The following is a 13,230-nucleotide window of genomic DNA, read 5'->3' as shown; positions in this document are numbered from 1 at the left end:
CGGGCCCATGATCGGACCGGCCGTCATCGTCGTGGTACTGCTCGTCGTCATCCCCGTCGGGGTGCTGATCTCGGGCGCGGTCGCTGCCGGATTGCTCGGCTGGCTGCTGCGAAACAACGGCGAGGTCGAGCACGAGGGCAGCGAGCTGGTCGAGCTCTACAACTGAAAGATCTGGCCCTTGCCCCTGTTCGCCGCTGCGCTCGTGGGTTAGCCTGGCGAGGCTTCAACAGGTGGGTTTCCGGCGAACGCCGATCCCAGCACGACGAAAGGGGATCGGTCTTGGCTACCGGTACCGTCAAATGGTTCAACGCCGAGAAGGGCTACGGCTTCATCTCGCGCGAGGGTGGGAGCGACGTGTTCGTCCACTTCTCCGCGATCCAGGGCAGTGGCTACCGCTCGCTCGACGAAGGTCAGACCGTCGAGTTCGAGGTCACGACCGGCCCGAAGGGCGACCAGGCCCAGGACGTTCGACCCATCTGACCATCATCTGAACGACGATCTCGACACGTGGTGGCCGTCCTCCGGGGCGGCCACCGCCGCGTGGGCCCGGGCGTGTGATCCGGCGGCCTGTGACCGGCGGGGTCAGCTCATCCAGCGCGACTGGCCGAACGAGTACCCCACCGAGCGGATCGTCTGGATGAGGTTGGCGTGCTCCTCGCCGAGCTTGGCCCGCAGGCGCCGGATGTGGACGTCGACGGTGCGCGCCCCTCCGTAGTACTCATAGCCCCACACCCGGCTGAGCAGCGTCTCGCGGGTGAAGACCTTGCCGGGGTGCGCAGCGAGGAACTTCAACAGCTCGTACTCCATGTAGGTGAGGTCGAGCGGGCGCCCGCCGATGGCCGCCTGGTAGGTCTCGAGGTTGAGGACCAGATCCTTGTACTCGATGAGCTCGGGTCGGGTGCCGCGACCGGTGCGCCAGAACAGGTGCTTGAGCCTGGCCTCGAGCTCGCGGGGGTGGAACGGGGTGAGCAGGAAGTCGTCGAAGAGGTCGTCGCGCAGCTCGAGGTCGCCGAGCTGGGCGCCCGAGATCAGCAGGAGGAGCGGTTCGAGGGGGATGTCGCGCTTGCGGAGCTCGCGGCACACCGCGAACGCGCCCTCGGGATCGGTGTCGGCGCAGACCACCGCTCCTGCCCAGCCGTCGGGAGGCTCCTGGCGGTCGACCGACATCTGGTCGCCCGCGGGCTTCCACGGGTAGCCGCCCAGGTCCAGCGCCTGGGCCAGCTCCGGTGGAGCCGGGTCGGGGAAGAGCAGGAGGGGTTCCATGGTGAGCTACCAGTTGGGGAGGTACCGACTCAGCTCGAACTGCGAGACGTGGGCCTTGTAGTCGGCCCACTCGGCCCGCTTGTTGCGCAGGAACCACTCGAAGATGTGCTCGCCGAGGGTCTCGGCCACCAGCTCGGAGCGCTCCATCTCGTCGAGTGCCTCGGCCAGCGACTGGGGCAGGGCCCGCAGCCCCGCGGCCTTGCGTTCGAGGTCGGTCATCTCGAACACGTTGGTGGCGGCTTCGGGTGGGAGCTCGTAGTTTCCCTCGATGCCGGCCAGACCAGCCGCCAGCATCGTGGAGAAGGCCAGGTAGGGGTTGCACGCCGGGTCGGGCGAGCGGAACTCGATGCGGGTGGACGACGCCTTGCCGGCCTTGGTGACCGGGATCCGGATGAGCGCCGAGCGGTTGTTGCGGGCCCACGACAGGAACACCGGGGCCTCGTAGCCGATGATGAGCCGCTTGTAGGAGTTGACCAGCTGGTTGGTCATTGCGGTGATCTCGGGCGCGTGGTGCAACAGACCGGCGATGAACGACCGACCGACCTTGGACAACTTGTAGGGGTCGTCGGGGTCGTAGAACGCGTTGGTGTCGCCCTCGAACAGCGACAGGTGGGTGTGCATGCCCGACCCCTGCTGGCCGGCGAGTGGCTTGGGCATGAAGGTGGCGTAGGCGCCGTGCTCCATCGCGATCTCGCGGACCACGAGCCGGAAGGTCATCACGTTGTCGGCCATCGACAGCGCGTCGGTGTAGCGCAGGTCGATCTCGTGCTGGCTGGCGCTGTCCTCGTGGAAGGAGTACTCGACCGGGATGCCCATCGCCTCCAGCATGTGGATGGTGCGCTGGCGGATGTTCCCGGCGACATCGGCGGTGGTGAGGTCGAAGTACGACGCGGTGTCGAGCGGCTCGGGTGCCCTGGTCGGGTCGCCGTGGGCGAAGTAGAAGAACTCCATCTCCGGCGCGCAGAGGAACGAGTAGCCGCGCTCGTGGGCTCGGTCGAGGTTGCGCCGCAGCACCTGGCGGGAGTCGCCGGCGAAGGGACTGCCGTCGGGGTTCTCGATGTCGCAGAACATGCGGGCCGTGGTGCCGTCCTCGTTGGCCCACGGCAACAGCTCGAAGCTGTTGGGGTCGGGGCGAGCCAGCACGTCGCTCTCCTGGACGCGGGAGAAGCCGTCGATGGAGCTGCCGTCGAAGTGCATGCCCTCGTCGAACGCGGTCTCGAGCTCGGCGGGGGAGATGGCGAACGACTTGAGCTGGCCCAACACATCGGTGAACCAGAGCCGCACGAGGCGGACCCCGCGCTCTTCGACCGTACGCAACACGTAGTCCTGCTGGCGTTCCATGGCGCAATGGTGCCACGTGGGGCGGTGTGACTCGTCCTCGATCCACGTCCGTTCACATAGCGTTCATACAGGTGCAACGGCGGGGAAACGGCCGCTGCCTACCGTCATCGGCGACGGGCCCCATGGCCCCCCAATCCCACCGTTGAGAGGAAAAACACGAGTGAGCTACCGGGCTGAGTACATCTGGATCGACGGAAGCGAGCCGACAGGACGGCTCCGATCGAAGACGAAGGTGGTTCCGGTCGGAACCGAACCTCCCATCTGGGGCTTCGACGGATCGAGCACCAACCAGGCGCCGGGCGCGAACTCGGACTGCGTCCTGCGTCCGGTCGCGGTCTATCCCGACCCGATCCGGGGCGGCAACGACAAGCTGGTCATGTGCGAGGTGCTGCTGCCCGACATGACCCCCCACCCCACCAACACACGCGCGGCCTGTGCCGAGACCGCCGAGACCTACGCCGATCAGGAGCCCTGGTTCGGCATCGAGCAGGAGTACACGTTCCTGCAGAACGGCCATCCTCTGGGCTGGCCCCAGGGCGGCTTCCCCGGCCCCCAGGGCCCCTACTACTGCGGTGTCGGTGCCGACGAGATCTGGGGTCGCGACATCGTCGAGATGCACACCAAGGCCTGCATGGACGCGGGCCTGGCCATCTCGGGCACCAACGCCGAGGTGATGATGGGGCAGTGGGAGTTCCAGATCGGCCCCGCGAGCCCGCTCGACGTGTCCGACCAGATCTGGGTCGCCCGCTGGCTGCTCTACCGTTGCGGCGAGGAGTTCGAGGTGGCCGCCACCCTGGATCCCAAGCCGGTCCAGGGCGACTGGAACGGAGCCGGTGCGCACACCAACTTCTCCACCAACGCCATGCGCGAGGGCTATGACCCGATCATCGCCGCGTGCGAGGCGCTCGGCACCAAGGCCGAGGAGCACATCAAGAACTACGGCCCCGGGGTCGAACAGCGTCTCACCGGCCTGCACGAGACTGCCCCGTGGACCGAGTTCAAGTACGGCGTCTCCGACCGCGGTGCCTCGGTGCGCATCCCGTGGCAGGTCGAGGTCGACAAGAAGGGCTACATCGAGGATCGGCGTCCCAACGCCAACTGCGATCCCTACGTGGTGACCCGCCTGATCACCGACACCTGCTGCAGCGCGCTCGCCTGACGCCGGTGGTCCATTGGGGTCGCTGCCGGCTGCGCACCTAAGCTCCGGTGAAGTCCGCGTCATGGGAGGTCTGATGGAGGAGCGCACGCCCGCGGAGGTGCTGGAGCTGGTCGAACGCGAGGGTTGCGAGTTCGTCGACCTCCGGTTCTCCGATCTTCCCGGGGTCATGCAGCATGTCTCGATCCCCGCCAACCTGCTCGACGACTCGCACTTCGAGGACGGCCACGGCTTCGATGGCTCGTCGGTCCGCGGGTTCCAGGAGATCCAGGAATCGGACATGGTGCTGGTCGCCGACCCCAACACCGCCTACATCGACCCGTTCCGTCGGCGGAAGACGGCGGTGCTGCACTGCTTTGTTGCCGATCCGGTCACCGGCGAGAGCTACACGCGCGATCCTCGCTATGTCGCCACCAAGGCCGAGGCCCATCTGTTCGCCTCGGGGATCGCCGACGCCGCGTTCTTCGGGCCCGAGCCCGAGTTCTTCATCTTCGACGACGTGCGGTTCGCGACCAACGGCAACTCGGCGTTCTACGCGGTCGACTCCGTCGAGGGTCAGTGGAACACCGGCACCGATGAGGGCCCCAACCTCGGCTACAAGCCGCGCACCAAGCAGGGCTACTTCCCCGCGCCGCCGATGGACCACTACCAGGACCTGCGCTCGGAGATGTCGGCCACGCTGCACGAGGTCGGCATCGACACCGAGTTGCACCACCACGAGGTCGCCAGTGGCGGTCAGGGCGAGATCGGCATCCGCTTCGCCACCCTGCTGTCCATGGCCGACAACCTCATGACGTTCAAGTACGTGCTCAAGAACGTGGCCTGGGCGGCCGGCAAGTCCCTCACCTTCATGCCCAAGCCGATCTTCGGCGACAACGGGTCGGGCATGCACGTGCACCAGTCGCTGTGGAAGGGCGGCGAGCCGCTGTTCTTCGCCGAGACCGGGTACGCGGGGCTGTCCGACATCGCCCGCTGGTACATCGGCGGCCTGTTGAGCCACGCCCCGGCCGTGCTGGCGTTCACCAACCCCACCACCAACTCCTACAAGCGGCTGGTGCCGGGCTATGAGGCACCGGTCAACCTGGTCTACAGCCAGCGGAACCGGTCGGCGGCGTGTCGCATCCCCATCGCGCAGAAGAGCCCCAAGGCCAAGCGGGTCGAGTTCCGCTGCCCCGACTCCACGTCGAACCCCTACCTGGCGTTCGCGGCGATGATGATGGCCGGTCTCGACGGGATCCAGAAGCGCATCGAGCCGCCCGACCCGGTCGACAAGGACCTCTACGACCTGCCGCCGGCCGAACTGGCCAACGTCCCCATGGTGCCCGGGTCGCTCGAGCAGGTGCTCGACGCGCTCGAGGCCGACCAGGACTTCCTGCTCGCCGGCGACGTGTTCACCCCCGACCTCATCGACACCTGGGTGGCCTACAAGCGCGAGAACGAGGTCGACGCCCTGCGCCTGCGCCCCCACCCCTACGAGTTCTCGCTCTACTACGACATCTGACGGCTGAACCCGGCATAGCGATCGGTGACCACGACGCGGCCGTCCTCACCGAGCGCCGCCGCCTTGGCCTCGAGCTGCTCGAGCATCCGTTCGCTTGCTGGTCCGTAGACCTCGATCCCCTCCATCTCGATGAGGTCCGAGAACGTTCGGAACGCCGGTCCCCCCACCTCCATGTGCAGTTCAACTGACGCCGGGTCGGGATGGACCGCGACCACCGTCATTCGTGATGACGCCTCGTCGAGGTAGAAGCCGTAGTGGATCAGCTGCGGCTCCTGTGCGTCGATGAACCCGACTAGGTCGGTCGATACCCGGATCCGGGATGAGTTCCGACTCGGCCGCCATCAGGGCTGCTCACGGACCACCGCCGCCCGCCATGATCACCCCACAACCAACCCGTCCGTGAGACCGGGGTAGGTCCATATCGGGCTCCTGCATGGCCAGCCGGTGTCAGGTGGTCTCGCTTGGCGAAACGTAGATCGTGACGCGGTTGCGGCCGTTGTTCTTGGCCTGGTAGAGCGCAACGTCGGCCGCTCGGAGGAGGTCGGCTTTGGTGTCGGCATGGTAGGGGTAGGTGGCCACACCGAACGAGGCGGTGATCGTGCCCAGTGCTTGTCCCTGCCAGTGAAGCTCGGATTTGCTGATCGCGGTGCGCAGGTGCTCGCTACGGGTGGCAGCCTCCGCGGTGTCGACGTCAGCCATGACAATCGCGAACTCCTCGCCGCCGAAGCGACAGACCACGTCTTCGGAACGGACCTGGTCACGCAGGGTCACCGCCACCTGGCGTAGTGCCGTGTCACCGGCATCGTGGCCGTAGGTGTCGTTGAACGGTTTGAACCAGTCGATGTCGATCATCAGGAAGGACACGAACGACCCCGCGCGCTCGGCGCGCTTCAGCTCACGTGCCAGGGTCTCGTCCAGGTAGCGACGGTTGTACAGGTTGGTCAGGGGATCGCGGATCGACTGGGCCAGCAACGCCGCCCGTAGTTCGAGGTTCGCGAGCGACAACGCGATCTGTTCGGCCACCGCAACAGCCAGTCGCTCGTGACTGCGGTGGGGCGCACCGTCAGCGGACCTGTCGTGCTGCTGCCCGTCGGTGTCGGTCCCGTACCGCAGATGGAGCAGCCCGAGCACCTCGCCATGTGCGAGCAGTGGCATGCACAGCTGGTTCCCGGACCAGTCGATCTCGGTGTGGGCGCAACGACGCCCGTGGTCGTTCTTCGCCGTGTGGAGTTGCCCGCGGTGTAGTGCCCAACAATCGCCCGAGGCAATCGTCGCCGAAGAGACGAACCCGCCCCAGGAAGCGACCATCTCCACGACATCCCGTGACGCGACGAACGTGTAGACCGCGCCTTCGGTGCCGGGGAACAGCTTGGGGGCGGCCTGAGCAAGGACCTCGAAGGCCTCTTGCCGGGTCGCACACACCTGCAGCAGCTTGGTCAGGTCGGTGAGCTGGGTGATCTCCTGGTTGAGCCGTTCAACCTCGGCCAGCCGCTCTCGCAGCGTCTCCTGTGTGTCGCGAACCGCCGCCTCGCTACGACGACGTTCTACGATCTCCGCCTGCAGGTCGCGGGTCAGCTGGTCCAGCTGCTGTGTGCGTTCAGCGACACGCTCCTCGAGCTCACGTGTGAAGGCCTCGATCTCCTCGCCGAGCATGTTGATCCCCGACGCCAGCGCATCCACGATGTCACCGGCCGGGCTGATGGCCGCTGGGCGGGAGAAGTCCAGCGCCGCGAACGCGCTGACCGTCTCGAGCAGCGAGGCGAGACGTTCGACCACCGTGGCGGCGTGTGGGGTGCCGTCGGCTGGTCGAGGATCGTCACCCATCATCGTGTAGCCAGGCGACCGCGGCAGCCTCGTCGTCGAAGAGCTTCACCGGCATCGCCGGACGGCTCAGCTTGACGAAGAAGTTCCCGAGGGTCCTGCTCAACGGCGAACCCACCAACAGCGCTTGGCGGTTCATCGCGGTGGTGGAAGCGAACATCCTGCGAGCCTCGCGGTCGACGGCAGCCACATTGCGGAGATCGACCAAGACCGGAGTGGCCACGTTCTCCGTGAGGGTCGCGAAGGCATCCAACACGGCCTGGGCGTCAGCCGGCGAGATCGTGGCACCCTCGGTCCAGCCGAAGCGGACCAGCCCGTCCTCGACCAAATGCGCCTCGAACTTCTCGCCGCTGATGTGATCAGTCACGGCACTGGCGAGTTGGAGATCACGCGCCATCCCCTTGATCGAGCAGCCAATGCCGGGCGGACGCTTCATCCTCGAAGACCTTCACTGGGATGCCACGCTCGGGTCGGTTCAGGCCGAGGCCGAAGCTCGCAAGCATCCGGCTCAGGGGCGAACCCACCAGCAACCCCACCCGCGAGGCGACGTTCAATTCTGCAAAGAGATTGCGGGCCGGTCGCCGTACCGTCCCGACCGAACGCAAGTCGATCAGCAGCGGGCTGTGCACGCCTGCGGTCAGGGAAACGATCGCGGCGACGATCGACTCGGCGTCACTACCTGTGATGTCGGCGCCATCAGCGAGGTCGACACGCACGACACCCCCGTCGGTCACAGACACCCCGAACCTGTCACCCCCGATGTGGTCAGCCATAGCAGGCCCAGTCAACCAGCGCGGATCAACTGTGTCCATGGTCCGCAGCAAGCACGATGGGTGGGTGATCCGGCCAGCTGGACTGTGCGACTGCACCACAGCCCGCGATGATGCGCTCGGCGGCGACACGACCACTATCCCTCCGGGACGCCGCAGTCGGTGAACCAGTGGAACACCGTGCCGCGTCGTGCCAGATGGATCTCCTGGATGATGGTCTCGCCGCGCGAGTCGGTGCGCTCCAGCTCGAGGGCGGTCACGTCATCGACCGTCGTCGAGACGCCGTCGGTCTCGTACACCCAATCCTGCTTCGCGGCCACCTCGCGGAGCTCGAGCGCGAACTGCTCGTCGTGAAGGCCGGTCGTGTAGGTCTCGCACTGGTCGGCGCCGTAGCGCTCGAGCGTCTCCTCCGCGAGGCGGTCGAACAGGAAGGTGGCATCGCCGTCGCGGATCGCGCTCGCGAGTCGTTCGGCGAACTCTTCTGGCGATTCGACCGTCTCGGTCGTCGTGGTCTCCTCCGGCGGTTCGACCGATGCCGTGGTCGTGGTCTCCGACGATCCCGCCGCCTCATCCGCCTCGTCGCCGGTGAGCAGCGCGACCCCGATCACCACGACCACACCGGCGAGGGAGCCCAGCAGCGCGTTCCGCGCCTTCTCGGCGGTGCTCAACACTCGGCGCCCTCCAGGTTCCACAGCGGTGCTGTGGGCGCCCCGCCGCTGATGTCGCCTGCGGAGGCCTCGGGGGAGTAGCTGCCGTCGGTGACGAAGGCCGTGAGCCTGCCACAGAGGCCGTCGGTGCCACCGACCTCGCCGGCGGGGATGAAGAAGGCCGCCGCGTCGCCGTCGACGACGAGGACCGCGTCGGACGGCGCGATGGACTGCTGTTGGGTGCTGGACACCGCCACGACATCGAGCTCCCACTGCTGCGACGACAGCATCCCGAACCCCTCGAACCACCGGTCGGTCCCCTGGAAGTAGTCCCAGCCGTATGGATCCTGTGGCATCCAGTCGTTGGTGGGATCGCCGTCGGTCTCGAACACTGCCGAGTAGATGTACTGGCGGTCCGAGCCGGACAGCGGGACCGGTCCGGCCAGACGCATGGCCGCGACGACGACCGGACCCTCGGGCACGTCGGATCGACCCTCCGGGCACACCACGACCCGCGTGCCGGTGAGGCCGCACGGCAGCGCGCCGTCGATGAGGCCGGGCAGCAACGTGGTGTCGAGCTCGCCCAGGTACCAGTCGGCGATGTCGATGCCCGGCTCGCCGTTGCCGGTGACGTCGTGCCCCTCCATGCTGTAGATGAACTGGGGCACCCCGGCATCGTCGTCGGGTGCGAATCGGGCGACGATGGAGTCGATCTGTCCGAGGGTCGCACCCGCGTCGAACAGGATCTGGGCGATCGAGCCGTGCTCGGTGACGAGGTCATCGAGCACCAGCGGGGGTTCGGTGCTCGAGGTCGTGGACGAGGACGTCGACGACGGTGCCGAGGTCGTGGACGAGGAGGGCGGTGCGGGGGACCCCACCGCGGTGTCGGATCCGTCGTCTCCCCCGAGCACCACCAGGGCCCCGACGCCGAGGACCGACACGAGCAGGAACGGGATGAGCGCCCACAGGCAGCCTCCTCCCATGACCGCAGCGCCACCCCGCCAGATCCGCACCTGATCGAGCAACTCGCGCACACAGCGCTGGATCTCCTGGATCTGAGCACGACGACGTTCGATCATCTCGGTGAGGCGATCGAGACGCTCCTTTTCGGCGTCGGTCAGGTCGCGATACGTGGAGATCGTCGTCAGGGTGCGCCCACTCATCCTGGTGGGCTTCGAGCTCGGCGACGTCACCCTCGTAGATGTTCTCGTTCTGGTTGCGGCGGCGCAGACAGATGCGCAGGGCGTTGCGATAGTCGGTCTCGCGGAGCTGTCGTTCGAGCCGCGCCCGGCGCAGGTAGAGATCGGTCAGCTCGGCCTCGAGCGCGTCCTGGGCCTGATCCTCCTCGACCTGGTCCTGGTCGGGGAGGTCGTAGCGACCCTCGATCACGTCGTCGAACATGTCGATCGCGTCGTTGCGGACCTCGACCTGACGGGCGATGGCCTGGACCGACCGGGCGATCCCCTTGATCATCTCGCCCAGGAGCAGGATGTAGACCCCGACGACCGGATTGAGTCCGCCGAACACGCGGCCGAGCAGCGGCAGGGCCGAGTTGAGCCCGCTGATGAAGTCGCCGAGCGCGGTGATGATCTGATCTGGAGGAGCGTCGGGGTTCGACGCCGCGGTCGAGATGGCGTCCAGCGCGGTGACCAGGCCGCTGATCCGACCGGCGAGTGCCGAGGCTTGGTTGAGTGGATCGGTGTAGTGCCCCAGCTGGTCGGAGAGCTTGAGGAGCAGATCGCGCATCTGGCCGATCTCGAAGTCGGCCGCGAGGTCGCCGGTCTTGGGCCCTTTGGTGAGCGTGTCGAGCCAGGAGCTGAAGTCCTTCAGCTCGGCGTCGAAGTCGCGCAACGTCTCCAAGAGGTCGATCTGCGCATCGAGCTCCTCGACTCTGGGATCGGGCATGGTGCAGATGCTTGCATACGGAGCTGGTCCTCGCTGCTGCCCGCTGGCGCTTCGCAGGGCAGCTCGGCGCACCACGGTGGCCCTCTGTGGCAGTTGTGCGTCCTGCTGCCAGGCTGTAATGTCCCGGTCCGGGCGTCGAGTGGCGTCCGCTCGCCCCAGTCCCCGGTGAGGTCCTGTTCCTGGAAGAAGGAAGGACCGACCGACCTGATGAGCACTGTGAACGACTACCCATCGCGGGCACGGCCGTGGCGGGCGAGATCCAGTCGGGGGAGAGGTTTGGAGGTGTCCACCGCTGGTTCGCGGGCGGCGTGGCTGGATGCCGATTCGTTGCCCGTCGGTGTGCTGGTCGCCGATCCCGACGGTTGGGTCACCGAGAGCAACCAAGCGTGGAGCGATCTCACCCAGCTCGACTCGGGGGCGTCGCTCGGGAGCGGGTGGCTGCGTTGCCTCCGGTCCGGTGAACAGCGTGTGGTCCTGCACCGAGTCCAGGCCGTGGGCGCCACCGGTGGGAGTCGGGTCGATGACCATCACATCACCGCCAACGGCGGCCATCGCTGGACCCGGTGGTCGATACGCGCCGAACGCGACGACGCTCAGGGCCGGGTCGTGATCGCGGTGACCGACATCGAACCCGCAGGATATGAGTGAACGTACCTTCGAGTAGGCCTCGATCGGATTGATGCGCTGCCGATCAGATAGCGGTGAGCAACGCACGAGTGGGGGAGTCGACGCAGCGACAGGTCAACCCCACGATCGCGCGGGCGGTGCTGGGGTACGTCGAGACCGCGCTCGGCCCCGAAGGGCTCGTCGAGCTGACCCGGCACATGCCAGGCTCGCCCGAGATCGACGAGCTCGCACGCACCGATCGCTGGTGGAGCCGTGAGGAGTTCACCGAGCTCGCCACCGCCGCGTTCGAGGTGACCGGCGACGTCGACCTCGGACGACGAGTCGGCGAGCAGACCTTTCGCGACACCCTCGGTGGGAGCGTCGCCGAACTGGTCCAGTCCTGTGGTACCACCGAAGTCGCATGCACGGTGATGGCCGACTACTCGTCGCGCATGTCGGTCGGCCGGACCATGACCGTCGTCGAGTCGTCTGACTCCCACGTCCTCATCGAGGGCCGGTATGGCGACGGGGTCCCACCGGACCGATTCTCCTGTGGTTTCACCGCGGGCTACTTCGCCTCGCTGCCCGCGCTGTTCGGCAATCTCGGAACCTCGGCCGAAGTGGAGTGCCAGGGTCGAGGTGCGCCTGCCTGCCGGTTCCGGATCGCCTGGCGCCCCGATCCCAGCCGCACCCACGACCATGCACCCGAGGAGCGCGCAGTGCGGGGTGCGACCATGCTGGAACAGCTCGAGGCGCAGCACGCCCTGTCCGCTCATCTCGTCGATGCCCACGAGATCGACGAGGTGCTCGACCGCGTCGTGACCAACGTCGGCCTCACCGTCGGCGCGCCCCAGTACGTGCTCGCCGTCCGACTCGCAGAGAACGGCGAGCGGATGGTCCACCAGGTGGGCTTCGAGGGCGACGATGCCGAGGTCCTCATCGACATGCTCGAGGCGGGGGAGCGGCTGGGCGAGCAGTACGTGGTCGTGAAGGTCCGTCACGGTGATCACACCTATGGACACCTCGTGGCCGGGTTTCCCCCGGGCGCAACCGGCTCGGTCGTCGACCAACGGGTGCTGCGCTCCTATGCGCGCTACGCGGGATCTGCCATCCAGATCGTGGCCGCCCTCGACTCGGCGCGCCGTGATCGCGACACCTCCGGGGCGCTCCTCGACCTTGCCTCGGCCCTCGCCCGAGCCGGCGACACGGTGACCGTCGCCCGCAACCTCTGCATCGCGCTGCCCGCCGCGTCGGCGTGTGACGTGGCGACGGTCTGGTTGTTCGACTCGATCAGAGGGGTGGTGCGCCTGGTCGATGCCCGAGACGCTGCCGGCAAGGAGCTCGTGTCGGGCACCCAGTTCGCCTCGGTCGATCTGACCGAGTACCTCAACCGTGATGGCGGGCTCGATGACCCCTTCATGCTGGCGAGCGACGAGATCTCCGACCAGCTTGTGCCGGCGATCGGCTCGGACGGCGCCAGCGAGGTGGCCGTCATCCCCATCACCAACGGTGAGCAGGTCATCGGTGTGGCGACCGCCGCCTTCGCTCGACCGCTCGGGCGCTCCAGGTCCGACGTGGTGGCTCGGCTGGGAGGCCTGGCCGACCAGGCGGTCACCGCGTTCGAGAACGCTCGGTTGGTGGAGCAGATGCGACACCGGGCGCTGCATGATGATCTCACCGGTCTGCCCAATCGGATGCTGGCCGAGGACCGGGGCCGGCTGGCCCTCGCTCGGCGCGAGCGCAGCGGCGAGCAGGTGGCGGTGCTGTTCGTCGACATCGACGACTTCAAGGACATCAACGACACCCTCGGCCACGCTGTGGGCGACGAGCTGTTGCGACAGTTCGCCGATCGTGTGACCGGCCAGCTCCGGGCCACCGACACCTGCGCCAGGATCGGAGGGGACGAGTTCATCGTGATCGTCACCGGTCCCCCGAGCTCGGGGGGCGTCGAGGGTGTTGGCACTCGTCTGGTGGAGGCGCTGGAGGAGCCGTTCGTCCTCGACGGTGGTCCTCATCAACTCACGGCCAGCATCGGGATCGCGCAAGCCGGGGACTCGGCCACGACCTTCGAGGCGCTGGTCCGCCGCGCCGATGCCGCCATGTACGCCGCGAAGGACTCCGGAAAGGCCAGATTCGTCCGCTCGAGCTAGTCACACTGGTCGAGCACTCGTCGGGCTGGCTGAGTAGCGTCGCGGTCACGAACCTCACGACCGAGTACGC

Annotated in this window: 15 protein-coding genes; 6 read left to right on the top strand and 9 right to left on the bottom strand. The window is 67.3% G+C overall.

The genetic code is table 11. The features are described 5' to 3' along the window. The first annotated feature begins 7 nt into the window (after window positions 1-7). The gene (locus U5K29_13125; GenBank protein ID MDZ7679478.1) at window positions 8-166 is read left to right on the top strand and encodes a hypothetical protein; all 159 of its coding nucleotides are present in this window, start codon (window positions 8-10) and stop codon (window positions 164-166) included. Between the two features lie 113 nt (window positions 167-279). After that, the gene (locus U5K29_13120) at window positions 280-480 is read left to right on the top strand and encodes a cold-shock protein (GenBank protein MDZ7679477.1); all 201 of its coding nucleotides are present in this window, start codon (window positions 280-282) and stop codon (window positions 478-480) included. A gap of 102 nt (window positions 481-582) precedes the next feature. Here U5K29_13120 and U5K29_13115 read toward each other — a convergent pair whose 3' ends face one another. Further along, window positions 583-1,263 carry a response regulator transcription factor gene (locus tag U5K29_13115; protein MDZ7679476.1) on the bottom strand — a complete coding sequence of 227 codons (681 nt, stop codon included), beginning with the start codon at window positions 1,261-1,263 and terminating at the stop codon, window positions 583-585. 6 nt (window positions 1,264-1,269) lie between these two features. Continuing rightward, window positions 1,270-2,604, bottom strand: coding sequence for a glutamine synthetase family protein (locus tag U5K29_13110; protein MDZ7679475.1), 1,335 nt, complete (start codon window positions 2,602-2,604; stop codon window positions 1,270-1,272). A gap of 160 nt (window positions 2,605-2,764) precedes the next feature. On the opposite strand from U5K29_13110, the gene glnII reads away from it, so the two are divergent. Together glnII and glnA are read left to right on the top strand one after the other, a co-directional pair. Beyond that, window positions 2,765-3,763 carry a glutamine synthetase GlnII gene (glnII, locus tag U5K29_13105; GenBank protein ID MDZ7679474.1) on the top strand — a complete coding sequence of 333 codons (999 nt, stop codon included), beginning with the start codon at window positions 2,765-2,767 and terminating at the stop codon, window positions 3,761-3,763. 73 nt (window positions 3,764-3,836) lie between these two features. After that, window positions 3,837-5,261, top strand: coding sequence for a type I glutamate--ammonia ligase (gene glnA / locus U5K29_13100; GenBank protein ID MDZ7679473.1), 1,425 nt, complete (start codon window positions 3,837-3,839; stop codon window positions 5,259-5,261). On the opposite strand, the gene U5K29_13095 is transcribed toward glnA, so the two are convergent. From U5K29_13095 to U5K29_13065, 7 genes are all read right to left on the bottom strand, one after another. Beyond that, window positions 5,249-5,482: a hypothetical protein gene (locus tag U5K29_13095; protein MDZ7679472.1), complete on the bottom strand. Its 234-nt coding sequence runs from the start codon at window positions 5,480-5,482 to the stop codon at window positions 5,249-5,251. The two genes, glnA and U5K29_13095, sit on opposite strands and share 13 nt — an antisense overlap. Before the next feature lie 226 nt (window positions 5,483-5,708). Beyond that, complete coding sequence (locus U5K29_13090; protein ID MDZ7679471.1) at window positions 5,709-7,088, bottom strand: diguanylate cyclase; 1,380 nt, start codon at window positions 7,086-7,088, stop codon at window positions 5,709-5,711. After that, complete coding sequence (locus U5K29_13085; protein ID MDZ7679470.1) at window positions 7,078-7,449, bottom strand: STAS/SEC14 domain-containing protein; 372 nt, start codon at window positions 7,447-7,449, stop codon at window positions 7,078-7,080. The genes U5K29_13090 and U5K29_13085 overlap by 11 nt, the downstream gene beginning before the upstream one ends. A 19-nt stretch (window positions 7,450-7,468) precedes the next feature. Further along, window positions 7,469-7,822, bottom strand: a complete 354-nt coding sequence (locus tag U5K29_13080; protein ID MDZ7679469.1) for a hypothetical protein — start codon at window positions 7,820-7,822, stop codon at window positions 7,469-7,471. Window positions 7,823-7,989: 167 nt separating this feature from the next. Continuing rightward, window positions 7,990-8,520 carry a hypothetical protein gene (locus tag U5K29_13075; protein MDZ7679468.1) on the bottom strand — a complete coding sequence of 177 codons (531 nt, stop codon included), beginning with the start codon at window positions 8,518-8,520 and terminating at the stop codon, window positions 7,990-7,992. After that, on the bottom strand, window positions 8,517-9,287 hold the full coding sequence (locus tag U5K29_13070) for a hypothetical protein (protein ID MDZ7679467.1): 771 nt from the start codon (window positions 9,285-9,287) through the stop codon (window positions 8,517-8,519). Before U5K29_13070 ends, U5K29_13075 begins: the two co-directional genes overlap by 4 nt. After that, on the bottom strand, window positions 9,277-10,404 hold the full coding sequence (locus tag U5K29_13065; GenBank protein MDZ7679466.1) for a hypothetical protein: 1,128 nt from the start codon (window positions 10,402-10,404) through the stop codon (window positions 9,277-9,279). Before U5K29_13065 ends, U5K29_13070 begins: the two co-directional genes overlap by 11 nt. A 282-nt stretch (window positions 10,405-10,686) precedes the next feature. Here U5K29_13065 and U5K29_13060 point away from each other — a divergent pair, with 282 nt between their 5' ends. Together U5K29_13060 and U5K29_13055 are read left to right on the top strand one after the other, a co-directional pair. Further along, complete coding sequence (locus U5K29_13060) at window positions 10,687-11,052, top strand: PAS domain-containing protein (GenBank protein MDZ7679465.1); 366 nt, start codon at window positions 10,687-10,689, stop codon at window positions 11,050-11,052. A 53-nt stretch (window positions 11,053-11,105) separates the two neighbouring features. Then, entirely contained in the window at window positions 11,106-13,160 is a 2,055-nt protein-coding gene (locus U5K29_13055; GenBank protein ID MDZ7679464.1) for a diguanylate cyclase, read from the top strand. Window positions 13,161-13,230 lie beyond the last annotated feature (70 nt).

It is taken from the genome of Acidimicrobiales bacterium (genome assembly GCA_034521975.1).
GTDB lineage: Bacteria > Actinomycetota > Acidimicrobiia > Acidimicrobiales > SKKL01 > SKKL01.
The sequence above is the reverse complement of the archived record's forward strand: the minus strand, read 5'-3'. Positions and strand labels throughout refer to the sequence as shown.